This is a genomic window from Zhongshania antarctica, assembly GCF_014202945.1.
Classification (GTDB): Bacteria; Pseudomonadota; Gammaproteobacteria; order Pseudomonadales; family Spongiibacteraceae; genus Spongiibacter; species Spongiibacter antarcticus.
In genome coordinates, this window is record NZ_JACHHW010000004.1 from 226,189 (window position 1) to 250,254 (window position 24,066).

Annotated in this window: 24 protein-coding genes; 16 read left to right on the forward strand and 8 right to left on the reverse strand. The window is 50.5% G+C overall.

Annotation, left to right across the window (positions count from 1 at the left end; genetic code table 11):
- Positions 1-60: 60 nt before the first annotated feature.
- Genes HNQ57_RS08210 through HNQ57_RS08220 form a run of 3 tightly spaced genes read left to right on the forward strand, consistent with a single transcriptional unit; the run spans position 61 to position 3,721 of the window.
- A complete protein-coding gene (locus HNQ57_RS08210; protein ID WP_184462249.1) occupies positions 61-1,335 on the forward strand; it encodes an autotransporter outer membrane beta-barrel domain-containing protein in 1,275 nt (424 codons plus the stop codon).
- Between the two features lie 50 nt (positions 1,336-1,385).
- Positions 1,386-2,159, forward strand: a complete 774-nt coding sequence (locus HNQ57_RS08215; RefSeq protein ID WP_184462250.1) for an alpha/beta hydrolase — start codon at positions 1,386-1,388, stop codon at positions 2,157-2,159.
- A gap of 59 nt (positions 2,160-2,218) precedes the next feature.
- Positions 2,219-3,721 carry a serine/threonine-protein kinase gene (locus HNQ57_RS08220; RefSeq protein ID WP_184462251.1) on the forward strand — a complete coding sequence of 501 codons (1,503 nt, stop codon included), beginning with the start codon at positions 2,219-2,221 and terminating at the stop codon, positions 3,719-3,721.
- Here HNQ57_RS08220 and cysK read toward each other — a convergent pair.
- Positions 3,702-4,664, reverse strand: coding sequence for a cysteine synthase A (cysK, locus tag HNQ57_RS08225; RefSeq protein WP_184462252.1), 963 nt, complete (start codon positions 4,662-4,664; stop codon positions 3,702-3,704). The genes HNQ57_RS08220 and cysK overlap by 20 nt on opposite strands.
- A gap of 197 nt (positions 4,665-4,861) precedes the next feature.
- On the opposite strand from cysK, the gene HNQ57_RS08230 reads away from it, so the two are divergent.
- Positions 4,862-5,710 (forward strand): AAA family ATPase, encoded by an 849-nt coding sequence (locus tag HNQ57_RS08230; protein ID WP_184462253.1) that lies wholly within the window; start codon positions 4,862-4,864, stop codon positions 5,708-5,710.
- Between the two features lie 3 nt (positions 5,711-5,713).
- Positions 5,714-6,889, forward strand: coding sequence for a vWA domain-containing protein (locus HNQ57_RS08235; RefSeq protein ID WP_184462254.1), 1,176 nt, complete (start codon positions 5,714-5,716; stop codon positions 6,887-6,889).
- Positions 6,890-6,950: 61 nt separating this feature from the next.
- On the opposite strand, the gene HNQ57_RS08240 is transcribed toward HNQ57_RS08235, so the two are convergent.
- Positions 6,951-7,718 (reverse strand): TrmH family RNA methyltransferase, encoded by a 768-nt coding sequence (locus tag HNQ57_RS08240; protein ID WP_184462255.1) that lies wholly within the window; start codon positions 7,716-7,718, stop codon positions 6,951-6,953.
- Between the two features lie 458 nt (positions 7,719-8,176).
- On the opposite strand from HNQ57_RS08240, the gene HNQ57_RS08245 reads away from it, so the two are divergent.
- From HNQ57_RS08245 to HNQ57_RS08255, 3 genes are all read left to right on the forward strand, one after another.
- Positions 8,177-9,481 (forward strand): ammonium transporter, encoded by a 1,305-nt coding sequence (locus HNQ57_RS08245; RefSeq protein ID WP_184462256.1) that lies wholly within the window; start codon positions 8,177-8,179, stop codon positions 9,479-9,481.
- An 85-nt stretch (positions 9,482-9,566) separates the two neighbouring features.
- Positions 9,567-9,839, forward strand: a complete 273-nt coding sequence (locus HNQ57_RS08250; RefSeq protein ID WP_184462257.1) for a glutaredoxin family protein — start codon at positions 9,567-9,569, stop codon at positions 9,837-9,839.
- Complete coding sequence (locus HNQ57_RS08255; RefSeq protein ID WP_184462258.1) at positions 9,836-10,642, forward strand: MOSC domain-containing protein; 807 nt, start codon at positions 9,836-9,838, stop codon at positions 10,640-10,642. Before HNQ57_RS08250 ends, HNQ57_RS08255 begins: the two co-directional genes overlap by 4 nt.
- Here the strand turns inward: HNQ57_RS08255 and HNQ57_RS08260 are convergent.
- Positions 10,639-12,576: a transglycosylase SLT domain-containing protein gene (locus HNQ57_RS08260; protein ID WP_184462259.1), complete on the reverse strand. Its 1,938-nt coding sequence runs from the start codon at positions 12,574-12,576 to the stop codon at positions 10,639-10,641. The two genes, HNQ57_RS08255 and HNQ57_RS08260, sit on opposite strands and share 4 nt — an antisense overlap.
- 96 nt (positions 12,577-12,672) lie before the next feature.
- On the opposite strand from HNQ57_RS08260, the gene HNQ57_RS08265 reads away from it, so the two are divergent.
- Positions 12,673-14,565: an ATP-binding cassette domain-containing protein gene (locus HNQ57_RS08265; protein ID WP_184462260.1), complete on the forward strand. Its 1,893-nt coding sequence runs from the start codon at positions 12,673-12,675 to the stop codon at positions 14,563-14,565.
- 20 nt (positions 14,566-14,585) lie between these two features.
- Here HNQ57_RS08265 and HNQ57_RS08270 read toward each other — a convergent pair whose 3' ends face one another.
- Entirely contained in the window at positions 14,586-15,026 is a 441-nt protein-coding gene (locus HNQ57_RS08270) for a universal stress protein (RefSeq protein WP_184462261.1), read from the reverse strand.
- Between the two features lie 84 nt (positions 15,027-15,110).
- Here HNQ57_RS08270 and HNQ57_RS08275 point away from each other — a divergent pair, with 84 nt between their 5' ends.
- The 5 genes from HNQ57_RS08275 to HNQ57_RS08295 all read left to right on the forward strand — a co-directional run bounded on the left by HNQ57_RS08275 (position 15,111) and on the right by HNQ57_RS08295 (position 19,510).
- Positions 15,111-15,596 carry a hypothetical protein gene (locus HNQ57_RS08275; protein WP_184462262.1) on the forward strand — a complete coding sequence of 162 codons (486 nt, stop codon included), beginning with the start codon at positions 15,111-15,113 and terminating at the stop codon, positions 15,594-15,596.
- A 4-nt stretch (positions 15,597-15,600) separates the two neighbouring features.
- Entirely contained in the window at positions 15,601-15,840 is a 240-nt protein-coding gene (locus tag HNQ57_RS08280; RefSeq protein WP_226968320.1) for a DUF1653 domain-containing protein, read from the forward strand.
- Positions 15,841-15,957: 117 nt separating this feature from the next.
- Positions 15,958-18,669 carry a type I DNA topoisomerase gene (topA, locus tag HNQ57_RS08285; protein WP_184462264.1) on the forward strand — a complete coding sequence of 904 codons (2,712 nt, stop codon included), beginning with the start codon at positions 15,958-15,960 and terminating at the stop codon, positions 18,667-18,669.
- Complete coding sequence (locus HNQ57_RS08290) at positions 18,670-19,155, forward strand: hypothetical protein (protein WP_184462265.1); 486 nt, start codon at positions 18,670-18,672, stop codon at positions 19,153-19,155.
- 91 nt (positions 19,156-19,246) lie between these two features.
- Positions 19,247-19,510: a hypothetical protein gene (locus HNQ57_RS08295; RefSeq protein ID WP_184462266.1), complete on the forward strand. Its 264-nt coding sequence runs from the start codon at positions 19,247-19,249 to the stop codon at positions 19,508-19,510.
- 47 nt (positions 19,511-19,557) lie between these two features.
- Here HNQ57_RS08295 and HNQ57_RS08300 read toward each other — a convergent pair whose 3' ends face one another.
- From HNQ57_RS08300 to HNQ57_RS08310, 3 genes are all read right to left on the reverse strand, one after another.
- Positions 19,558-19,974 carry a hypothetical protein gene (locus HNQ57_RS08300; RefSeq protein ID WP_008247637.1) on the reverse strand — a complete coding sequence of 139 codons (417 nt, stop codon included), beginning with the start codon at positions 19,972-19,974 and terminating at the stop codon, positions 19,558-19,560.
- 4 nt (positions 19,975-19,978) lie between these two features.
- Positions 19,979-20,581, reverse strand: coding sequence for a transcriptional repressor LexA (gene lexA, locus HNQ57_RS08305; RefSeq protein ID WP_184462267.1), 603 nt, complete (start codon positions 20,579-20,581; stop codon positions 19,979-19,981).
- A 243-nt stretch (positions 20,582-20,824) separates the two neighbouring features.
- Complete coding sequence (locus HNQ57_RS08310) at positions 20,825-21,145, reverse strand: DUF6763 family protein (RefSeq protein WP_226968321.1); 321 nt, start codon at positions 21,143-21,145, stop codon at positions 20,825-20,827.
- A gap of 256 nt (positions 21,146-21,401) precedes the next feature.
- On the opposite strand from HNQ57_RS08310, the gene HNQ57_RS08315 reads away from it, so the two are divergent.
- Both HNQ57_RS08315 and HNQ57_RS08320 read left to right on the forward strand, forming a co-directional pair.
- Positions 21,402-22,520 (forward strand): mechanosensitive ion channel family protein, encoded by a 1,119-nt coding sequence (locus HNQ57_RS08315; RefSeq protein ID WP_184462268.1) that lies wholly within the window; start codon positions 21,402-21,404, stop codon positions 22,518-22,520.
- On the forward strand, positions 22,513-23,256 hold the full coding sequence (locus HNQ57_RS08320) for an S-methyl-5'-thioinosine phosphorylase (RefSeq protein WP_184462269.1): 744 nt from the start codon (positions 22,513-22,515) through the stop codon (positions 23,254-23,256). Before HNQ57_RS08315 ends, HNQ57_RS08320 begins: the two co-directional genes overlap by 8 nt.
- Positions 23,257-23,299: 43 nt before the next feature.
- On the opposite strand, the gene HNQ57_RS08325 is transcribed toward HNQ57_RS08320, so the two are convergent.
- Positions 23,300-24,064 carry a CsiV family protein gene (locus tag HNQ57_RS08325; protein WP_184462270.1) on the reverse strand — a complete coding sequence of 255 codons (765 nt, stop codon included), beginning with the start codon at positions 24,062-24,064 and terminating at the stop codon, positions 23,300-23,302.
- Between the last annotated feature and the right edge of the window lie 2 nt (positions 24,065-24,066).

Here is a 24,066-nt window from a genome sequence, read left to right on the forward strand (position 1 = left end):
CAGAGGCTGTTACAACAATGTTAAATGGGTGGCAGCTTAGTTGGATAGGGAGATTTGCTAGTGAAAAATTTAACGCTAAACATGGAGTTTTTGCTGGTGCTGTTCGCCGCTTTAACGCTGGCCTTACCGGCGAGTGCAGCTGAAAATTGCCAAGCTCGCAAGCAAACTGATTCAAACTCGGAGAATCCGCCGCCACCCACGGGGGGCGTTGGCACGGGTGGTGAGTACGTAAGTTTTGAATCACCTACGGCAATAAGGGTCGCCGAAAGTGGAAACCCAGAACCGACTCCGACAGAATTAAATGATAGCTGTGGCGCCACGGTGACTGAGGGCAGTGCTAGTCAGGCGAAAGAATTAGCAATGACAGTTCTCAATAAAATTAATAATTTGCGATCCAAATCAGGCGATACTAATCAGACAGCTGGTTTGAATTTTCTACATCTTGGTGGCGCGGCTGGTGCTGATAGTGCTGATAATGCGCTACTTGATGATAGTCGCCTGTCTTTGTTCAGCTTTACTGAATATACCAAACGGGATCGAGAGGCAACGGCCAGCAGCGGTGGTTATGATCAAGAGAGCAATGCGATAACCTTAGGCTTCGATTACCGAGTGGATAATGCAAGCTTTGCGGGCCTGTCGGTGAGTGTTAGTGATGGCGATAGTGATTTAGACAGCCATTTGGGTGGCAGTGAGGTGTCGTCGCTAATGTTGGGAAGCCACGGCGCTAAATATTGGGACAAACATTATATATCGGCGTTTCTCGCCTATGGGGCAATCGATATTGATGTGAATCGTAGCACTGCAAACGATACATTTTCGGCGTCAACAGAGGGTGATTATTGGTATGCTGATTTTACCTTAGGCGCTGATTATAACTACGGCCCACTGAGATTAAACCCCAGTGTGCGGGCCTTATATATGCGAGGTGAGGTGGACAGCTACACCGAGCGGTCTGCCTCCGGTAGTGGGGCTGTGCGCAGTGTTAATGCCCAAGATATTGACTCTACTGTTTTGAGTTTGGCTTTGCAGGCAGACTATTCCTTATTGCAGTCCTGGGGCGTGCTGTCGCCATCGGTGCGGGCTGAATTTAATTTTGATCAGGGTGATGCCTATAAGACGAATGGTCAGACCTTGAATGATGCCGATAAGAGCTTCCTCGCGAGCATTTCTGATCAGTCCGACGAGCCGGATTCGAGTACCTTAGCGCTTTCCCTCGGTGTGTCTGCGCAATTTAAGTGCGGCTTGGCAGCCTATGCCGCTTATGAGCGTTTGTTAATGCATGACTATATGAATAAATATACCGCGACCTTAGGCTTACGCTTTGAATTACCTTAAGGGTCTGGGGAATTAGTACTTTATCAGTGAATGCGCCTCGGCAAGGTTCAGTGTTCATTTTTGTTTGGATGTTAATGCTCGCTGCCTGTGCCACGCCGGCTCAACGTATTGACGTCACCGCAGAGCGTTTTGGTATGACGAAGCGGCTTATTGAAGGGCTGAACTTCCGTCATGTTACTTACGCCAAGCCTCAGTCAACGACAACAAAAACACTGCATATTTATCTCGATGGTGATGGTAGTCCTTGGCTGCGCGGTCGATATATTGCCAGTGACCCGACGCCCAGAAACCCTTTAGTTTTAGGCTTGGCCAGTCTTGATACAGAGGCCGATGTCGTCTATTTGGGGCGGCCCTGCTATTTGGGCTTGCACGATGAGCCAATGTGCAACGAGAGGCTGTGGACGTCGGCGCGTTACAGTGCGGCGGTGGTGCGCAGTATGGCAGCCGCCGCGCAGGCCATGATAGCGGAGCGAGGTGCTAGCAGCGTCAGCTTGATTGGTTACAGTGGCGGCGGTAGCTTAGCAATGTTAATGCTCGCTCATATGGTATCGGTAGACGAGGTGATTACCGTGGCGGCGAACTTAGATACTGACGGATGGGCGAAACATCATGGGTATTTGCCTTTGAATGAATCGCTGAATCCTATGCTGTCTCATTATCCCAGGCATATCCGGTATCGGCATTTTGCTGGTGAAAATGACGAGAATGTTCCGTCCCACCAGACACGGGCATTTATTGCTAGGCACGGCGGCGAACTAGTGCTGGTCCCGAACTTTAACCATCGCTGCTGCTGGCGCGACCGGTGGCCAGATTTTGTCAAGTAGTAGTGGGCCCGTTTACGCCGTTTCAATGGCAATTGGGGTGTCGGTGCTAAGGATTGAAAATGAGTGAACAGGACAAAACCCGTGTCAGTACCCTGGTTTCCCCAGCGTGCGATGACGACGCAACACGAGTATCTTTTGACGCAAAAGGTACTGAACTGGTATCGCCTCGCGGTGAAGGGGCTGCTGGCGTCGACGCGAACAACGATAAGACAGCCGTGGTAAACGATGAAGCGACCCAGCTAAGTGATGCCACTGAGCTGGGTAGTAAGGCGGGCGATAATACCGCTTTTTTTATTGATGAGGGGGGCTCCAATGGGGCGGGCCAGGCCGTGGGCTTTGATGTTGGTAGCGTGCTCAAAGATCGGTTTCGCCTTGAAAAAAAGCTGGGTGAGGGTGGTATGGGGGCCGTGTTTCTCGCTGTCGATGAGCGCAAGTTAGAGGCCAAGCACAAGGACCCTTATGTGGCGATAAAACTGATCGCCGGTGACTTTTCGCAAGACCCGCTCGCCTATATTGCGCTGCAGCGCGAGACCGATAAGTCACAAAAGCTCGCTCACCCCAATATTATTACGGTTTACGATTTTGATCGTGACGGTGATGTGTTCTTCATGACCATGGAGGCATTAAAGGGCCGCACGCTTGATGAAATCATCAATGATAGAGCGCATTGCCAGCGTCATGCACGTAGCTATATTGAGGCGCTCGCGCAAGGGATTGCCTATGCTCACAAACGCAATATAGTGCATTCGGATCTTAAACCCGCCAATATTTTTGTCACCGATGAAGGCGTTATAAAAGTATTGGATTTTGGTATAGCGCGTGCCTTATACGGGGGCGGAGATGATATTGGTGAGGTTGTCGGTCTGACACCAGGCTACGCAAGCTGTGAAATGTTTGCTGCGGCGCCACCGCACACCTCAGACGATGTCTATGCGATAGGGATCATTGCCTACCAGTTGTATACCGGCGAGCACCCGTTTGCTAAGAAAAAGGCCACCCTCGCGCGTGATCAAGGCTTAAAGCCAAAGCGAATCAAAGGTATTCCACTTTATCAGTGGCAGGCCATAAACAGTGCCTTGGCCTTTGACCGAGACGCGCGCTGTCCCGATGCGGGGCAATTTTATCGGCAATTTAGTGGCGCCGGACGGCGAGTAAAGCAGCTTAGCGTTGCGCTGTTAGTCGTCGTGCTGTCGGCAATTGCTTTCTTTGCCGTGTATGAACCGGAAATCGGGCCTGATATCCCCTTTAGCGAGTTACCGGTCGCGGTGCAGCAACAGTTGACATCACATTTAGCTGAAGCCGATTTAGCATTGAAGTTTGGCGATATTAACGGTGCGCTGCACTACCTAGATCGGGCCTATGTGCTGCATCCGCACAACCGCGAAGTAATGAAAAAGCTAGACCGTTTAGTTGCGGCGATGAGCGCAGCGATTATCGCTGCGTCAGCAGAGCCAAAGCAGCGAGTTCAGCAAATAGATGAGCTTTTGAAGTACGAGTCTTTGGCCCAGAACCCGGAGTTGCTAGGCCTGAAAAAATCCTTACTTAGCCCTCAATCTCAGTAAAGGTACCGGCAAATAGGGCTGAGCTTAAATAGCGTTCCGCCGAATCCGGAAGAATTGCCACAATCGTTTTACCGGCGTTTTCAGGTCGACTGGCGACGCGCTCAGCTACCGCCATTGCCGCACCGCTAGAAATACCGGCTAAAATGCCTTCCTCTTTCATTAAGCGGTGCGCCCATTGCATGGCTTCGTCGTCGTCGATGGCTTCCACGGCATCGACCATGCTCAAATCAAGATTGTCGGGCAGAAAGCCCGCGCCGATACCTTGAATTTTGTGGGGTGCATGCTGTACTTCGCCGCCATTGAGTGCGCTGCGAATGAGGTTAGTGGAGCTGGGTTCTACGGCAATGGTGGTGATTGCCTTGCCACACTGGTTTTTAATATACCGCGATATGCCCGATAGCGTGCCACCGGTGCCTACCCCTGCGACCAAAATATCAATTTCACCCTTGGTGTCTTCCCATATTTCGGGGCCGGTGGTACGTTCATGAATGGCGGGGTTCGCTGGATTGCTAAATTGTTGGGGCATAAAATAGCGTTCAGGGTCGCTGGCTACGATGGCTTCAGCGGCTGCAATAGCGGCTTTCATGCCCTTGCTGCCATCGCTCAGAACCAGTTTGGCGCCGAGCGCGAGTAAGACCTTGCGTCGCTCCATACTCATGGTGCTGGGCATGGTGAGAGTGATGGGGTAGCCCCGCGCGGCAGCCACAAAAGCCAAAGCAATACCCGTGTTCCCGCTGGTGGGCTCAACAATCTCCATACCGGCTTTCAGGTTACCATCTTGCTCCGCCTGCCAGATCATATTGGCGCCGATACGACACTTCACGCTATTGGCTGGGTTACGGCTTTCCATTTTTACCAGAATATTGTGCTGGCTGATGCGTTTAACTTTAATGAGGGGGGTGTTACCAATGGTGAGGCTTAGATCATCAAAAGGGGCGGGCATGGTCATCTCCAATAGCCTGAAATGTCGATTATTAGGCGCAGTTGGCTTTATTTCGCCAATCTGGCACCGAAAGTGGATTATATAGCTGGCCTGATTTGTAATTGCCTTATAATGCCAGCTTGGGTAGTCTTCTGCGCAGTCATTTTAATCATCGCCTGAACAGTTTAGAACAGTGCGACAAGTTTTAGGGAATACGAATGAAATTTACCGGTACTGATTCATATGTTTCAACTGACGACCTGAGTATGGCTGTCAACGCGGCGGTGACATTACAGCGCCCGCTGTTAATCAAGGGGGAGCCGGGTACCGGTAAAACCTTATTGGCGGAACAGGTCGCCGAGTCAATGGGCAAGACGTTAATTCAATGGCACATTAAATCGACTACCAAGGCTCAGCAGGGTCTGTATGAGTACGATGCGGTTTCGCGGTTGCGCGACTCTCAGTTGGGTAATGAGAAAGTAAAAGATATCAGCAATTATATCCGTCGCGGCAAGCTCTGGGAGGCTTTTGCCGCTGATGAGCAGGTGGTGTTACTGATTGATGAAATTGATAAGGCGGATATTGAATTCCCCAACGACTTGCTGGTTGAACTTGATCGTATGGAATTCTTTGTTTACGAGACCGGCGAAACCATTAGAGCCAAGCATCGGCCAATTATTATCATTACCAGTAATAACGAGAAAGAATTGCCAGATGCATTTTTGCGTCGCTGCTTTTTCCACTTTATTACTTTCCCAAGCCGGGAAACCATGCAGAAAATCGTCGCGGTTCACTATCCAGATATCGCTAAAGAGCTGGTGGCCGAGGCCATGGAAGTTTTCTTTGAAATTCGTAAAATTCCTGGTTTAAAGAAAAAGCCCTCGACTTCAGAATTAATAGACTGGCTGAAGTTGTTACTGGCGGATGAGATTCCCGGAGAAATTCTTAAGAACCGTGATGCCAGTAAGGCCATACCGCCGCTGTACGGCGCGCTATTGAAAAATGAGCAGGATGTCCATTTGCTCGAGCGTTTGGCCTTTATGCATCGTCGCGATGGCCGCAATTAAATTATGCTAGTTCAATTTTTTCTCAGTTTACGCAATGCCGGTGTGCCGGTAACCATCCGCGAACTGCTCGATTTATTGGCGGGGCTGCAAGCACGCCTGGCGTTTGTCGATGTAGACGAATTTTATCAGTTGGCACGGTTGTGCATGGTCAAGGATGAGAAGTATTACGACCGTTTCGATAAAGCGTTTGGTCGCTATTTTAGTGACCTCAGTAGCGTCGACGATATTATTGAAGCGATGATTCCTGATGACTGGCTGCGCAAGGAGTTTCTTAAGCAGCTTAGCGAAGAAGAAAAAGCCAAGATTGAGTCGTTAGGCGGTCTGGATAAACTGATAGAAGAGTTTAAAAAGCGTCTTGACGAGCAAAAAGGTCGTCACGCCGGCGGCAACAAATGGATTGGTACCGGCGGCACCTCGCCCTATGGTCATAGTGGTTACAATCCGGAAGGTATCCGCATCGGCGGCGAAAGTCAGAATAAAAAAGCGATTAAAGTGTGGGAACGGCGGGATTTTAAAAATCTCGACGACAGCGTTGAACTGGGTACGCGTAATATTAAAGTTGCGCTGCGCCGCCTGCGTAAATTTGCGCGCACCGGCGCTGCCGACGAATTAGATATCAACGATACTATTTCGTCTACGGCCAAGAATGGTGGCATGCTCGATTTAAAGATGGTGCCGGAGCGCCACAACGCTGTGAAAGTGCTGTTGTTCTTTGATGTGGGCGGTTCTATGGATCCGCATATTAAAGTCTGTGAGGAGCTGTTCTCGGCTGCGCGCACTGAATTCAAACACATGGAATATTATTATTTCCACAACTACATCTATGAGTCGGTGTGGGATAACAATATGCGCCGTCACGCTGAGCGTATTCAAATGCTGGATATCCTGCATAAATACAGTTCGGACTATAAAGTGATTTTTGTGGGTGACGCGTCGATGTCGCCCTACGAAATTGTCCAGCCCGGCGGCAGTGTTGAGCATTGGAATGAAGAGGCGGGGGAGGCGTGGATGCGACGTTTGCGCGAGACCTACGATAAAGTAGCTTGGTTAAACCCAGTGCCGCCCTCTGATTGGAGCTGGACTCAGTCGATTAAAATGGTTGAACAGCAGCTTGAGGGGCATATGTATCCGATGACCTTGGGTGGTCTTGAACAGGCCATGGCTTATTTGGCCAAATAAGCCTGAGCGCAAACGCAAAGCTTGCTTCGTGTTTGCGCGCTATTTCTTCTGTCGCTCGCGATCAAATCCCACTAAAGGCAATTAAGGCTGCTGTTACCGCGACATTCAGCGATTCCACGCCGTTGTGCATAGGGATTCTTAAGCGGGCATTACAGCGTTTTTCTAAGTTGCGGCTCACGCCCTCAGTTTCATTGCCAAGAATATAAACCATGCTGCCCTGCGCTTTGTAATCAAAAAGCGAGTGTTCAGCGTGGGACGACAAGCAGCATAGGGTGGCGCCATCGTCTTTCATGCGCAGTAATTCTGCGTCTAAGTCCTCGCAGTGGTATATCGGCGCCTTAAACAGTGTGCCAGCACTGGCTTTTATAACTAAGGCGGTAAGTGGCGCACCGCCACGGCGGGGTAAAATTAGGCCGTCAATACCGCTGGCTGCCACCGAGCGAATAATCATGCCGAGATTCTGCGGGTTGGTAATGCGGTCTAGGGCAATATAGCGGCGCGGAGCTGTCTGTAAATGATCGCCACTAATGGCGCTGCAAGGCTGGTAGGCGCTGAGCTGCAGGTCGGCGGCAACCCCTTGATCTTGTTTGCCGTTTTTGGAAATGCGCGACAGGGCTTTGCGCTCGTGCATTTCAATCGCAATGCCGCGTTGTTCGGCGAGCTGGCGTAGCTCGCGAATGATGCCGTCTTCTTTGTTGCTGTGGGCGAGATGAAGCTTGTAGACCTGCATATCAGGATCTTGAAGGGCTTCAAGTACCGGCTTGCGACCATAGATTGTTAATAGCTGATCGAAAAAGGTCTTGCGTTGCTGATAGTTCTCGCTGCTCATAGAGTTCGCTTATATTGCTGTGGTTTTTAGGCTAAAAGGCGCCTTTTACCGGTATTAAGGGGGCTCAGGAGGCGCGCAGTGCGTGATGGAGAATATTAATTGAAAACGCCAAGTCTTACCTTGTTTTACGCTATTTAAATTGAAGGGCCAAATGTCTTTTAATACTGGTGCTATTTTATGGTGCTTGCGCACTAAGTTTGGGCATGAATATTGCTAGTTATTTGTGCGTTGCTGGAACTCCAGCCCATAAATCTTATGTCGCATTTATTTAAGTTGCTGTGCTTGGAATGGACTCTAATAATTAAAGTTTTTATAAACAGTGGCTTAAGTTATTTTGTATTGGGTTTTGCGATGGTGCCTGACTATCTCAGGCTGGCCATTTTCGCCCCAATATCGAGCGATTAAATAATTAACGACCTAAATTGGTGCGTTTAATTTAGCACTTGGAGATATTGTTGATGAAAAACAAGGGAAATTGGCGCCCTCTGCGTATTGCAGTTTTGCTCGCTACTATTTTTGCACCACAGTGGGGATTCGCTCAGAGTCTCGATACCGGTAATACCGCGTGGATGTTAACCTCGACAGCCCTTGTTCTGTTTATGACATTGCCTGGCTTAGCCTTGTTCTACGGCGGCCTAGTACGTAGCAAAAACGTACTGAGCGTATTGATGCAGTGTTTCAGTATTACCTGCCTCGCTTCGCTGTTGTGGGTGGTTGCTGGGTATAGCTTGGCTTTCAGCGAGGGCACCGCCTTTGTGGGGGGCTTGAGCAAAGCCTTTCTGGCCGGCGTGGGCGAAGACAGCGTCAGCGGCGATATTCCTGAAACTGTCTTTATTATGTTCCAGATGACCTTTGCCATTATTACCCCAGCATTGATTATTGGTGGTTTTGCAGAGCGGATCAAATTCTCGGCGGTAATGGTATTTTCTGCGCTGTGGTTGTTGTTGGTCTATGCACCCGTAACCCACTGGGTATGGGGTGGTGGTTGGTTGGCGGAAATGGGCTTGCTCGATTTCGCCGGTGGTACCGTAGTGCATATAACCGCAGGTGTCGCTGCATTGGTGGCTGCGCTAGTACTCGGTAAACGTCAGGGTTTCGGTCAAATGGCCTTGCCGCCACACAATTTGACCATGACGTTTATCGGTGCGGGTATGCTGTGGGTGGGCTGGTTTGGCTTTAACGCTGGCAGCGCTCTGGGTGCTAATGGCGATGCCGGTATGGCAATGCTCGTGACGCACCTCTCTGCGGCAACGGGCTGCTTAACCTGGTCGGCAATTGAGTGGAAACGCTTTGGCAAGCCAAGTGCTTTAGGCGCGGTAACCGGTATGGTGGCAGGCTTGGGTACTATTACGCCAGCTTCTGGTTATGTGGGCCCCGCGGGCGCTATGGTGATTGGCTTAAGTGCGGGTATTGTGTGTTTTTACATTACTTTAGCAATGAAGCAGGTATGGAAAATTGACGACTCCCTTGATGTATTTCCCGTACACGGTGTTGGCGGCATTTTAGGGACATTCTTGGCGGGTATTTTCGCCAGCAGTGAGCTGGGCGTATTCAGTGGTCAGGGGCTCGCCGAAGGTATGACGATAGCGTCGCAGCTCAAAGTACAATTGATTGGTATTGGTGCAACCTTCGCCTATACCGCTATTATTAGTTACGGCTTATTCGTGCTAATCGATAAATTGATTGGCTTGCGTGTTAGCGCAGACGAAGAAGCGCAAGGCTTGGATATTACCTGTCACAACGAAGTGGGTTACGATTTATAATAAGGCCTTGTCGATTTTCGTATAAAAACAGCCCGGCAATGCCGGGCTGTTTTGTTTTGGCCTATATCCATTAAGGAGGTTCAGCATGGACGCGCAGGCGTCGGTGACGTCATTTGTACTGTATGGCACTTCAGCGTGCCATCTGTGTGAATTGGCAGAAGCCGTTTTAAGTGAGCTTTTGTCGCAGGGTTACGATTGGCAGATTGAAGTTGTTGATATCGCTGACGACGATAATCTGCTCGAGCGCTATGCGCTGTCTATCCCTGTGTTGACGCATACAGGCAGTGACCTTGAGTTGCGTTGGCCGTTTGACGGCGCTACGGTTTTGGCATTTGCCAGAGAGGAGGTAACGGGATGAGTCTTGTTGTTTCCGGGCTTTTTTCATACCCCGTTAAGTCGCTGCGTGGACATAGTCAAGCAAGTACCCATATAACGAGCTGGGGGCCTGACCGCGATCGACGCTGGATGGTGGTGGATGACAGTGGGCAGTTTATGACTCAGCGCCAGCTTCCGAAGATGTGTCGAATTGGCGCGCGCTATCAGGGTGGCGATATCTGTCTATGGCATCTAGATTCCCCCGCTGACGCGATTGAGGTTTGTCTCGATGGCAGTGAAAAGGAGCGATACGTTGGCATTTGGGACGATAGCTGCACCGCGCTAGACGCCGGTGATGCGGCGGCAAATTGGCTCAGTGCTCAGCTTGGTGTTTCACTGCGGCTTTGTTATATGCCTGATTATAGTTACCGTCAGGTTGACCTGCAGTTTGCAGAGCGCGGTGATAGGCTCGGTTTCGCCGATGGCTTTCCCTTTTTACTCTGTAATGAGGCTTCCTTGCAGCAGCTCAGTGCTGGGCTTGGTCGCAGCGTGGATATGCAGCGCTTTCGTCCCAATATTGTCATTTCGGGTGCGGTGCCGTTCGCGGAAGATCATTGGCGACGAATTCGAATCGGTGATATTGAGTTTGACGTAGTGAAAGCGTGCGCGCGATGTGCGATTCCGACGGTGAACCTGGATGATGCATCGAGAGAGGCAGATGTGTTTCGCGCATTAAAAGCCCAGCGCCAGCGTGGTGGTGAAGTGTATTTTGGGCAAAATATGATCCACCGCGGCGAGGGTGAGATTAAGCTCGGCGACGCGGTGGAGGTGCTGGCGTTAAACTAGTTTTTAAGTGCGGTAGCGCGATTTTTTGGCGCAATTTGACGCTCTTCTTGGGCTAGTAGTGGCCGCTCTAAATCAAGCTTGGCGGCGTAAATAACACTGAAGGCTAACACGTTTTTAATATACTCCCGGGTTTCACCGTAGGGCAGGTTCTCTATCCATATGTCGGCGGGCATATCTTTGGTTTGGCGCAATAATACGCGCTCAATACGACTGGGGCCGGCGTTGTAGGCCGCGGTTGCCAATATGCGGTTGCCGCCGAACTGCTCCAGTAATTGGCCGAGGTAAAAGCCGCCCATCGCAATGTTTTTTTCTGGGGTGATGAGGTCTTCGGTTTTCGGGCTGGGCAGCCCCATTTGCCTGGCGACGAGTTTGGCGGTGCCGGGCATTAATTGCATGAGTCCGCGAGCGCCAACGCGGGAATTGGCGGCGGGCGCAAAGGCACTTTCTTGACGGGCGATAGCGTAAATCCATTTAAGCTGGATTTTTTCACGCTTGGCAACTTTGCGGAAATTGTCTTGGTGAGGTGTTGGGAAGCGGAGCTCTAAATCATCCCATGCATCTGCCTTCAGCGCCGTCATAATTGACTGGTAATGCCAGCCCCAGTTGAGTGCCAGTTGCGCTGCTGCGACTTGCTCTGCCTTATTTAAGCTTCGCATCGCATAAGCCCATTCAAGATTTGAAGTGCCGGTGTCGCCGAGGAGGTACAGCTCACGAGCTCGGGCGATCGCGCTGTGTTGTTCAACCTCGCTGATTAATGCGGGGTCTAGAGTGCGGCTAGCGCTTAACTGGTAGTCTTCGTTAAGAATATCGGCTGCTAAAAAACTATAGTAACCGCGCTCTGCTGCGAGTTTTTGTAGGGCTAGCTGGGTGCTAACAGTGAGCTCACCGCGCAGTTCTATATCTGCTCGGGCAGCCCAGTAGCGCCAGTCCGCCTTCTGCTTTTTATCGTCGGGAAGAAATTGTGCAATATGTTGCACAGCGGCCCAGTCGCCGTCTTTTAAAGCGAGCCTAATACGCCACTCGGTAAGATAGGGGTCTTCGTAGTTAGGGTCGGTGGCCATTACCCAGTCGCGGGTGTAATCCGCGTCGCTGGCAATGATTTGACGAGCCATACTGTCACGCAGGGCATAATTTTGACTCGGCGTGAATTTTAGCTGGCGGTCTAATTGTTGCCAAAAGGTGTTAGTACGCTCAAAGTCACCTTTGGCAAGACGCTTTAAGGTATGCACGGCGATGTCGCGGCTGCGGTCATTGGCACTTAGTGTCAGCCCTTTACTAAAGAGTAGGTTGGGATTACGCAAAATCTCGACGTACGATTCGCTGTCCTTTACCTTGCTGAGCAGGTAAAAAGCCATGTCAGTCTGCCCGCTGTTTAGAGCTAAATTGGCACGGTGCCAATACTGCTGCTCAGTTTGGGCGGGGCTAAGCGTGGCGAACCATTCTTTGATCGGGGTATCGCATTCTTTAGGGAGCGAGTAGGGTGTGCTCCAAAGTTCACTCACTGCGGCGTTGGCCTCGCTATGTTTGCCAGTTTGACGAAGTGCATGGGTGTAGTGGCAGCTGTTTTGGACAGATGAACTTTTTCGGTAGTATTCGGTATACAGTGCCCAATTGCGGTTGCGCTGTAATTTATTAAGCCATGTTAGACGGATACGTTGACCGGTGATGGTGTCCCCATACTGCTGTAGATAGACGTCAATCGTTTGTTGTGAGACCTGGTTTATCTGCGCTTTGAGTAATTCCAGCTCCAAATAAGGGTATAAAGCGTAATTGCTGAGCTGTGGGGTCAGCTTTTCGGCATTGGCTATGTGGCCACGGCTGATTTCGGTGAGTGCTTCGCGGTATAATCTCCTGCTGTTATCCGTCGCGGGATCGGCAATAACAGTTGTCGCCTGGATTGCCAGTACGACCAAGAGTGTAAAAAAGCGGTTCATATCCCTGCAGCCTTGCATGACGTGTGAATTTTCGATGAGTTAAAAGACTTAGCTGGGGCCTCATGGCCTTTGCCGACCCTATATTGGATCAAATATATGCCTTTGTTACGTGCTACACAATTACAGCATAGTATTGGACAACAGATTGTACTGGATAACGCCGAATTACAACTCGAAGCTGGGGATAGAGTTTGCTTGCTTGGGCGAAACGGCTGCGGAAAGTCGACTTTACTGCGAATTGTGGAAGGCAGTGCCGCCGTTGATGCTGGTGAAGTTTGGCGCCAGCCAGGCGTTAAAATTGCGCGCATGGAGCAAACTCTGGATTTTGCCTCCCCAGATGAAACTATTTACGACGTGGTCGCCGATGGCCTTGCCGGCCTGGGTAAGGTATTACGCCGGTATCATGAGCTTATTATCGGTGATATGGGCGACGCCGAGCTAAAAGAGCTCGAGCATTTGCAGCGGGAGATCGAGACCAATGATGGTTGGTCGTTCCAGCAGCGAATCGACAATATATTAACGCGCCTTGAATTAGACGCCGATGCCAAGGTGTGCAGCATGTCTGGTGGCTGGCGCCGCCGTGTGGCCTTGGCTCGAGCCCTAGTTTGCGATCCCGACATTTTACTGCTGGACGAACCGACCAACCACTTAGACTTGGATGGCATTTTGTGGCTGGAGCAGTGCGTAATGTCTTTTCAAGGCTGTGTGTTGTTTGTTACACACGACAGGGCCTTAATTGAAAAACTCGCCACCCGTATCGTTGAGTTAGATCGCGGCATACTGACGAATTACGACACCAATTACACCCGCTATTTAGAGCTTCGTGAGCACGCACTTGAAATCGAGGCTGAGCATAATGCCCTGTTTGACAAGCGTTTAGCGCAAGAGGAAGTGTGGATTCGTCAGGGTATCAAAGCGCGCCGCACGCGTAACGAGGGCCGTGTTAGAGCCCTGGAGCGTATGCGCTCTGAGCGGTCTCGGCGCCGGGTTCAATCAGGATCAGCCAATCTTAGCGTCAATCAGGCCGATCGCACCGGTAAAGTGGTTGCCGAACTCACCGATGTGTCCTTTTCGGTGCCGGGTAAACTGCTCGTGGATAATTTATCCCTCCTGGTTTGCCGCGGCGACAAATTGGCACTTATCGGTCCGAATGGCGCCGGTAAAACCACCTTGCTGCGCTTAATTTTAGGGGAGCTAGAGGCGCAATCCGGTACCGTGAAGGCCGGTACCAATCTGCAAGTGGCCTATTTTGATCAGCTTCGTGATCGTTTAGATGAAAGTCAGCGAGTTGTTGATATTGTTGGGCAGGGCCGTGATGCCGTCACCATCAACGGTAAAGACCGTCATATCATGAGTTACCTCGGTGATTTCTTGTTTAGCCCTGAGCGGGCGCGTAGTCACTTTGGTGTCTTATCTGGCGGTGAGCGCGCGCGCGTCCAGTTGGCCTGTTTGTTTAGTCAACCAGCAAACGTGCTGGTAATGGATGAACCGACCAACGATCTGGACATGGAAACCCTCGAGCTGCTCGAAAGCCTATTGGTTGATTTTAGCGGCACGGTGCTGCTGGTAAGTCACGACCGCTCATTTGTCGACAGTGTGGCGAGTAGTTGTTTGTTATTTGAAGGCCAGGGCGTCATCAGTGAGCATATCGGTGGCTACAGTGAGGTGTCGGCCTATATGTCGCGCAGGCTCGCGCAGCAAAAGGCGGCACCGGCTGCTAATCAGGCGCCGTCCTCACCAGCTCAGGCTACGCCAAAGCCTAGTCCCAAAGCCCGCAAGCTGAGTTACAAAGATCAACGCGAATTAGATGGCTTGCCAAGTAAAATTGAAAACTTAGAGCTAAGTCTTGAAAAGCTCGCGGAGAAGTCGGGTAGTGCGGGCTTTTATCAGCAAGATCCCAGCGCTATTGCCGAAGTCTTGGATAAAATCACTGCGACGCAAGCGGAGTTAGATCACTGTATGGAGCGCTGGCTTGAATTGGCCGAGTGAGCGCATTAGGGCGAGCTAATTTAGTCCTCGCGCCCAACACGCACGGCGAGCACGTCGCACTCGGCGCCGTGTAATACGCCGTTTGCGGTGGACCCTAAGAGCAGCGCCAAGCCTTTGCGGCCATGGCTGCCGACAATAATAAGGTCGGCGTCTAGGCTTTCGCATAATTCATGAATCTGCGCGTCGGGCCTGCCTGTGAGTAAGTGGCATTGGTTTTTGGGAATATTCAAACGCTGGGCAAACTTGCCTAGTGCCGACTCAGCCTGCTGCTGTAGCTGTTGCTGGACTTCAGAAAAATCCATGGGGATATCACCGCCGTAGGCGAGGCTAAGGGGTTCGACTACGTGCAATAAATGGAGATCTGCGTCGTGTAGGGCAGCCATACCGGCAGCCCGCTCTAGTACGGCGTCAGCTTCATCTGAGAGATCTATCGCGGCTAGGATGCGGCGGTAGTTTGGCATTTTGGGCTCCAACTATATTCGCAATTTACTCACTTATTAAGGTATAAAGCCTGCCAACTGTCCAGTATTTACCAAAGGAAATTTATGGCGTGGCTAATCGGCTTTGCAGTAATCGGCTTTATGTTGGCGCCAATCATGTGGATTTTGCCTTCGCGTCGGCAATCCCAGCAGGCCGCAGTGAGGGCTGCGGCTCGCGCGCATGGTTTGTCGGTAAAAGTTGTGGCCATGCCAAAGTCTCGTCGCGAGCGGGTCCGGCGCGAGGAAGATGTTTTTGGTGTTTGTTATACCCGCTCGGTGCATAACAAAAAGCCACTGCCGACGTGGAAGTGCTGGTTGTTGGATATCCCTGAGGGGGAAGACGATCTGGAGCCCTGTAGTCCAGAAATTTTGATGCTCATCACTGAATGCCGCAATTTGCTGCCAAACGATGCAACGATGCTTGAATTTACGCCAATTGGTCTCCATGTTTACTGGCGGGAACGTCAGGCAGATGAAAAGGTTGTGGCGGATATCGCCCTGTGTCTCAACACGATTATTGAAAAAGGAAGACTGGAAATTGCCCCAAGATAAAAGGTTGACGGTTACTGATATTCCTAAGGGCTTGTATCGCCACTATAAAGGGGGTGAATACCAAGTATACGAAGTGGCGACGCACAGCGAGACTGAAGAATTGCTGGTTGTTTATCGGCCGCTTTACGGCGCTGCCGCACTTTGGGTTAGACCCCTGGCAATGTTCGCGGAACTTGTTGAATATAAAGGAAAAACATTGCCTCGCTTTGAGCTGGTAAAACCCGCAAATGAGGCCTTGGTGTGAACCCATTGGCATAAAAAAGCCTTGGCTATCCCCTTGACCCTGACGAAATGAACACTTATATATGTCGCCTCTCGCCGCTAAGGCGTCATGCACTTACCTTAATCGCAGAAGGATAATATGGGCAAATCTTTGGTTATTGTGGAATCGCCAGCTAAGGCGAAGACCATTAACAAGTATTTGGGCTCCGAGTTTATCGTCAAGTCCAGTATTGGCCATATCCGTGACCTGCCAACCAGTGGCAGTGCAAAAGCCAGCACGGTCGATCCTAAAGAGCGCGCTAAAGCGGCCGCGCTGACACGTAAAATGGCGCCAGAAGAAAAAGAAATTCATAAGAAGACGAAGTCGCGGCAGCAGCTTATTGCCCGTATGGGAATTGACCCAGAAAAAGATTGGGCGGCGCATTACGAAATTTTGCCAGGTAAAGAAAAGGTTGTCAGCGAACTGAAAAAGCTGGCCGAAAATGCCGACACCATCTACCTCGCAACGGATTTGGACCGCGAGGGGGAGGCTATCGCCTGGCATCTGCGTGAGGCTATTGGCGGCGACGCCAGCCGCTACAAGCGTGTGGTGTTTAATGAAATTACAAAAAAGGCCATTCAGGCCGCATTTGAAAAGCCAACCGAACTGGATATTGATCGGGTTAATGCTCAGCAAGCGCGCCGTTTCTTAGACCGCGTGGTGGGCTATATGGTGTCACCATTGCTGTGGGCAAAAATTGCTCGGGGGCTTTCGGCCGGCCGAGTGCAATCGGTTGCGGTGCGCTTGGTGGTTGACCGCGAAAAAGAAATTCGGGCCTTTATTCCCGAGGAATACTGGCAAATTCATACCGATAACAGCTCTGCGGCGGGCCAGCTCCGTCTCGAAGTGAAAAAGCAGGCTGGCGTCAATTTTCGCCCTGACAATGAAGCTGATGCCATGGCAGCGACAGCGGCTTTACGTAGTGCCGATTACACGGTAACCGCGCGTGAAGATAAACCGACAAAAAGTCACCCGAGTGCGCCATATATTACCTCCACCCTGCAGCAGGCCGCGAGTACGCGGCTAGGCTTTGGCGTTAAGAAAACCATGATGATGGCTCAGCGGCTTTATGAGGCGGGTTACATCACTTATATGCGTACTGATTCGACGAATTTGAGTGTCGACGCGGTAGCGGCTTGCCGGGATTATATTAGCAGTAACTTCCCTAAGGCCTACTTACCGGAGGCACCGAAGTCGTATTCGAGCAAGGAGGGCGCTCAAGAGGCTCACGAAGCAATCCGGCCTTCCGATGTGAATATCGAACCGACTCAATTGGCGGGTATGGAGCGCGATGCTGAACGGCTTTATGTGTTGATTTGGCGTCAATTTGTGGCCTGCCAAATGGCGTCTGCCAGTTTTACCAGTACCTCCGTTGTGGTTACGGCAGGTGATTATGAATTGCGCACTCGTGGCCGCGTGGTGTTGTTTGATGGCTTTATGAAAGTGCAGCCGCCGAATGTGAGCAAAAAGGAAGAAGATCAAGAGCTGCCTGATGTCAAAGTGGGTGATCGGCTTGAACTTGTTAAAGTTGATCCTAGTCAGCATTTTACCAAGCCATCACCGCGTTATTCTGAAGCGGCGCTGGTTAAAGAGTTGGAAAAGCGCGGGATTGGCCGGCCGTCAACTTACGCGGCAATCATTTCTACGATCCAAGATCGGGGCTATGTTCGGGTCGATAATCGGCGCTTTTACGCTGAAAAAATGGGCGATATCGTTACCGATCGCTTGGTGGAGAGCTTTAGTAACCTGCTGGATTACAGCTTCACTGCGCGTATGGAAGAGCTGCTCGATGAAGTGGCTGCGGGTGACAAAAACTGGAAAAAACTGCTCGACGAGTTTTATTCAGAATTCCGCAAGACCCTTGAGGCCGCTGAAGCTGAAGGCGAGGGCATGCGTAACAATGTGCCAACTGGCACAGATATTCCCTGCCCCAATTGCGGCCGTACCATGCAAATTCGTACCGCTAGCACTGGTGTTTTCCTTGGCTGTTCGGGCTACGCGCTGCCGCCAAAAGAGCGTTGCAAGCAGACGATAAACTTGGTGCCCGCCGAAGATTTCGTCAGTATCGACAGCGATGACGATGAGGCGGAGTCTAAGGTGCTACGCAGCAAACATCGCTGCGGTATATGCAATACCGCCATGGAAAGCTACGTTATCGACGCCACGCGGAAATTACATATTTGTGGCAATAACCCCGATTGCAGTGGTCATGAGATAGAGCAGGGCAGCTTTAAAGTAAAAGGCTATGAAGGCCCACTCATTGAATGCGACAAGTGTGGGCTAGATATGCAGCTCAAGACCGGTCGCTTTGGTAAGTATTTTGGCTGCACCGGTGAAGACTGTAAAAACACCCGCAAGTTGTTACGCAGTGGTGAAGCCGCGCCGCCGAAGATGGATCCAGTGCCTATGCCTGAGTTGCAGTGCGAAAAAGTTGATGACCACTATATTCTTCGCGATGGTGCTGCGGGATTGTTTTTGGCCGCAAGCGGCTTCCCCCGCAATCGGGAGACTAGGGCGCCGCTGGTTAAAGAAATACTGCCTCATCAGAGTGAAATTGACGAGAAATACGCCTTTTTGTTTGCGGCGCCAGCGAAAGATAAAGAAGGACGGGATGCCGTCATTCGCTATAGCCGAAAAACGAAAGAACAGTATGTGCAGACTGAAGTCGACGGTAAGCCCTCGGGCTGGGCGGCGTTTTACGAAAACGATAAGTGGGTGGTCCGCGAGAAGGCAGCAAAAGCGAGCAAGACGACTGCAGCCAAGACCGCTGCCAAGAAAGCGCCTGCTAAAAAAACGAAGGTGAGCAAGTAATTGGCTAGTTTAAAGGAAAGCTTTCGCGGCCAATGTAATTTGCACGTCTACTTTGCTGAGCAGTACCTCGCTCAGCTAGAAGCCTCCGATCCGCATGATTGGGGTGGGCATATTCAGCGCGCGACTTCGGATTCGCTGGCATGGCAGCTTCTGCTGGCTTATCAGTGCCATCTTGCAGACCTTATTGACCAACAGCCCAAGTTTGGGCTGTTATTGCCTGAGGGGCAGTTTAACGCCCGCTCTCTGGTGGCCGATGAGCTGCCACCAGAGATTGAGGAATTGGCCGGGCGGGAAGTTGAACCGGGCTGGCTAGCGACAATCGTAAATTATTCCTTTGTTCAAACCGCCACCGCAAGCCGCGCGCCGCAAGGTGTGTTGGCGTGGGACGGTCAGTCGGAATCGGCAGTGAAGCCTGATTTAGCTGGGTGCCTTATAGAATTGAAATCGATGATTGCCCGCCATCGCGCGACCTTAATGGAGTATTGAATTAAGTCTGCGGTTGGCGTCAGGCTGACGAGGTTTGATACAATACCGCCAACGGCGTCGCGTTGACGTTAGAGATATCAAGGAATCCTTTGTGCTGTCATATTTAGAATTGGTTGAACTTGCTAACGGTGACGTTGTTTTACAGCGCTCGGAAGGTGATGAAAACCCCTTGGTGACGATTCGTTTTTCCGAGGAGACCCGCGAGCATATCAACGGCTCTTGTCTCGAGATTGCCCGTGCCATGGTGCAGGCTGGCATTGAGGCAGTGTCTGTTGCCGCTGCCGATGAAGGCTTTGCCGACGAGGCTGAAGCCGATTTAGATGACCCAGAATTGCAGTCTAAAATAATCCATTAAAATACTATACGCCCCGGCACTCAGGCCTAGCGTGCCTAGTATCTGTTTTAGGCCTGCATCAGAATCACTAAGCATTCTGCCGCACCAGCCTTGGCAGCTGTAGCCAGCGCTCGGCGTTCATCGTCACGCAGTGGTCTTTCAAGCAGTATTGCCACCGTGTGACTTTTACCGCGCTCAAGCGCGCGGATAGCAATTTCACTCAAATCCCGTTGGCTGTTAGATACGACTTGCAGAATTTTTTGACCATGCTGATGGCTAGAGGCGCTGAGCAATGGCTTTAAGGGCCGGTCTGCGACCCAACACAGCCAACGTTGGTCAGAGTTGGCACTGAGCTGTATGAGCATGGCGGCCAGTAACGGTTTGGACAGGTGTGCGTCGCTGTGCATAGTGATTTCAGTAATCTGGCCTGCGGCAACAGCCGACTCAGATGCGTAGTGTAGTGGTATCTGTTCTATACAAGTCATGTTATTAGCTCCCGCGTCTTAGTACACCAACACTTAATCCTTCGATGGCAAATTCCTGTTCTCGTAAATCAACTTGAATAGGTTCGTAGTCTGGGTTTTCTGCAATCAGCGAAACGTGATATTTGCTTTTTTGCTGCTGAAAGCGCTTTACGGTGACTTCATTGTCGATTCGCGCGACGACGATTTGGCCGTTACGCGCTTCGCTGCAGCGGTGTACGGCCAAAAGATCATTGTCAAAAATGCCGACGTTGATCATGCTGTCGCCTTTAACTCGCAGGAAGTAATCGGCGTTGGGCGAGAAAATTGACGCCGGCATATCGCAGTAATCTTCGATGTTGGCTTCAGCCAATATGGGATTACCTGCGGCGACACGGCCTATTATAGGAATGCCTAAGTTTTCGGGTAAGCGTATGCCTCTGGATGCGCCGGCAATAATCTCAATAGCGCCTTTGCGGGCGAGGGCTTTTAGGTGCTCCTCTGCGGCGTTGGGCGAGCGGAAGCCGAGTACCCTGGCAATATCAGCGCGGGTAGGCGGGTAGCCCGTATCGGCGATATGGTCTTTGATTAGTTGCAAAATTTGGGCTTGCCGTGCAGTGAGCTTTTCCATAATTTTAGTATCTGTTTATCTATACAGGTACTGGTAGTATATACAGTGTTTTTTGGATGGCAAGACTTTGGCTGAAAAATTCACCTAAGCGGTTTGCATTTGATTTCTGCACTTCTTTGCTTATTCTATGGGGTAAGCGCACGTATCTGGGCTTCGCGCTTTTATGAGACATAAAAAAACCGCCAGTTGTCACCCGTGGCGGTAATTCTGCAATTCGCTTGCGGCTAAAGCATGAATTTGCGTTCAGTACTCGTCGAGCAGCCCGTTAATAACGTCGCTTTCAATTTCGGATAGCGGATTATTCCAGCTCTCGGGAACCATTGTGTCGTCAAGAAACCGATAGTCATCGTCACTCAACTCAAATGCATTTCGCCAGTCTTCTGGCTCTTCAACTTGCTCTAAACTTAATTGTCGCCAGCTTTCCATGTCGTATTGGCATAACTCGCCGTCAATTAACTGTGCTTCGACTGAATCGCTGCCATCGTCTACTGCAACAACTTCAAAGAGTTGCTCTGATTCCATATCTTTGTACCATTTACCGACCAGGGGTCTTAGTCTTGCCATGATTGCCACCTCTGCTAAAGCCTGCCTTCAAACTAACACTTAGGAAAATACTGTCTAGTAGGTATTTTTCGCTAGCCTAATAAGGGGCGCGTGGTGCCGACGGTGGGTCTTTAATACAATTCACTGTATATTCAGTGGGCTAGGCCCTATTTTTAAACTGCTTATTTATTATTAAACTAGGGTTTTTATGGTGCATTTGTATAAGCCGCGTTGGCTTAGAAATGAAATTGTATAGAAATGATGACGGATTACAGTAATGTTTAAACAGTGGTGGGACAGTTTTCAGCCAGATCAATATCCGTGGTTGGGCGACGTGTTTATCGTTGTGCTGATTATTTTGGTGGCGAATTTAATTGTTGGTAGATTAGTGGCGCGGCTAGCACTTAAGTTTTCGACAACGCATAACCTCTGGGATGACGCCTTGCTGGAAGCCGCGCGCAGACCCGCGGTACTGATGGTCTGGGCAGTAGGTACGAGTCATGTACTGGAAATTATCGGCCGGTCGACCGAGGCGGAAATCTTTTCTGCATTGGATTCGCTGCGCGCGGTTGGTGTGGTGTTGATTCTGGCGTGGTTTTTAGTGGCGCTGGTACGCCAGGTTGAGTTGCGTTTGCTGTCCGATGAATACACCGCTCGCGACGAGGCTGTTGACCGCACAACAGTGATGGCGCTGGGTAAATTGGTGCGCACTGCGGTGATTATTGTCTCGGGATTAATGATTTTACAAAATCTCGGCTACAGTATTTCCGGTGTTTTGGCGTTCGGCGGTATTGGTGGTATTGCAGTCGGTTTTGCCGCTAAAGACTTACTGGCTAATTTTTTCGGCGGTCTAATGGTTTACTTAGATCGGCCCTTTTCGGTTGGTGACTGGATACGCTCTCCCGACAAGAACATTGAAGGCACGGTAGAAAATATTGGCTGGCGCCAAACCCGCATTCGCACTTTCGATCAACGGCCCTTGTACGTGCCGAATGCAACATTTGCGCAAATCTCAGTAGAAAATCCGTCACGCATGTTGAATCGACGTATTTATGAAACGATCGGTGTGCGTTATGAAGATGCTGGGCGTCTGCCGGAGATTATCAACAGGGTCAGGGCAATGTTAGAAGATCATGCTGATATTGATTTAGGTAAAACTCTGATCGTTAATTTCAATACGTACAACGCATCGTCTTTAGATTTCTTTGTTTATACATTTACCAAAACCACAAATTGGGTTGAATACCATAAAATTAAACAAGATGTACTGCTGAAAATTCTAAATATCATTCATGAGCTTGGTGGCGATGTGGCCTTTCCTACCACCACTGTTAAGCTTGATCCTATTACAATAGAGAGCGCCCAAGGGCACACTGCGGAGTTTAAAAATGGGTAAAACAATAGCGGTTATTGGCGGAACGGGTTTATGTGATTGGCCAGGTGCCGAGGTGCTTGAAGAGACTGCGCTGGAGACGCCCTACGGTGTGCCCAGTGCCTTGGTTCAACGGATACGCTATGAATCTGCTGAGTTTTTGTTTCTTGCCCGTCATGGTCACGGGCATGAGATACCGCCACATGCGATTAACTACCGCGCGAATATTGCCGCGCTTCAGCAGGCCGGTGTTGATGCCTTGATTGCGGTTAATGCGGTGGGGGGCATTAGTGAGCGCTTTGTCGCAGGTGTTATTACTATTCCAGATCAAATTAATGATTACACTTGGGGGCGCCAGCACACCTTTTTTGACGGTAACAATGGCAAAGTTGAGCACATAGATTTTAGCTTCCCCTATAGTCAGGATTTGCGTTCTCGTTTGGCTAATGCCGCGGTAGATGCCAATATCGCGATTGAAGACTACGGGGTTTACGCAGTGACCCAAGGGCCGCGCTTGGAAACGGCGGCAGAAATTCGGCGTCTTGCTAGAGACGGTAACGATATTGTAGGTATGACCGCAATGCCAGAGGCAGCGTTGGCCAGGGAGGCTGGGATTGACTATGCGTCGATATCTTTAGTGGTCAACCCGGGCGCGGGGCTCAGTGATAATCTGATTACGATCGAAGATATTCGCGCCGTTATCGATACCGGTATGGTGCAGGTTAAATCCATTCTGGCGCGTTGTATCGCCGAGTATTAATTGTTATTAAACCGATGGCCGGAGTATTGCCCCGGCCACAGGTTTATTCTTTCGGCGCTTTAATTTTTGTTACTTTAATAATGACCCCAAATTTGGGGTGGTCAATAAAGTGCAATTCATCACTGCGCATCCGCCGCTGTTGTTTCATCACCACGATTTGCTCAATGGGATGGTCTGCGTCTTGCTGAGCTTGAGCACTGGGCTGAAAATCAGGGTTTTGCTGCTTAAATTGGCGGTATTCTGGGCTGTCTTCAAAGGCTTTGTCGGCCAGTGAAGACAGTTCTTCAGGCTCATCGTAGCTTTGCGGTTGGTGTGGTAAATAATAATTACCGCTGTGACTACCGTAGCGCACCAGCCAAAGATTAGTGTCGACATGCAGGTAGCGCTCTACGGCGATGCGAATATAGCCCTCGAGCTCATAGTGTTTTCCGAATTGCCTGCCCCCTTGAATCAAAATGGCTGGGGATTTTTTGCGTGGCAGAAGATCTTGTTCCCAGCTTGCTAGAAACAGGGGTCTGTATCGGGACGACATACGCAGGGATTGCGCCGCTTTGGCAAACTCTGGGTCGCTGCTGTCGACAATGCGCGGTGAGTTAGTGTTGGTCTGCAGGCGCACCCATTTTCTGGGGTAGCGTAAATGCACATTGTCGGGCCAGTCTTCTTCATACATATTGCCGGGATCATTATTGGCATAGACCACCATATCAATATGAAATCGATCGGTATTTTGGCCGAACGCCGCAGCGCTAAATCCCCAAAGCAGTAGGAGGAATAAGGCATAGTAACGGCGGTGATCTAGTGTACTCATAG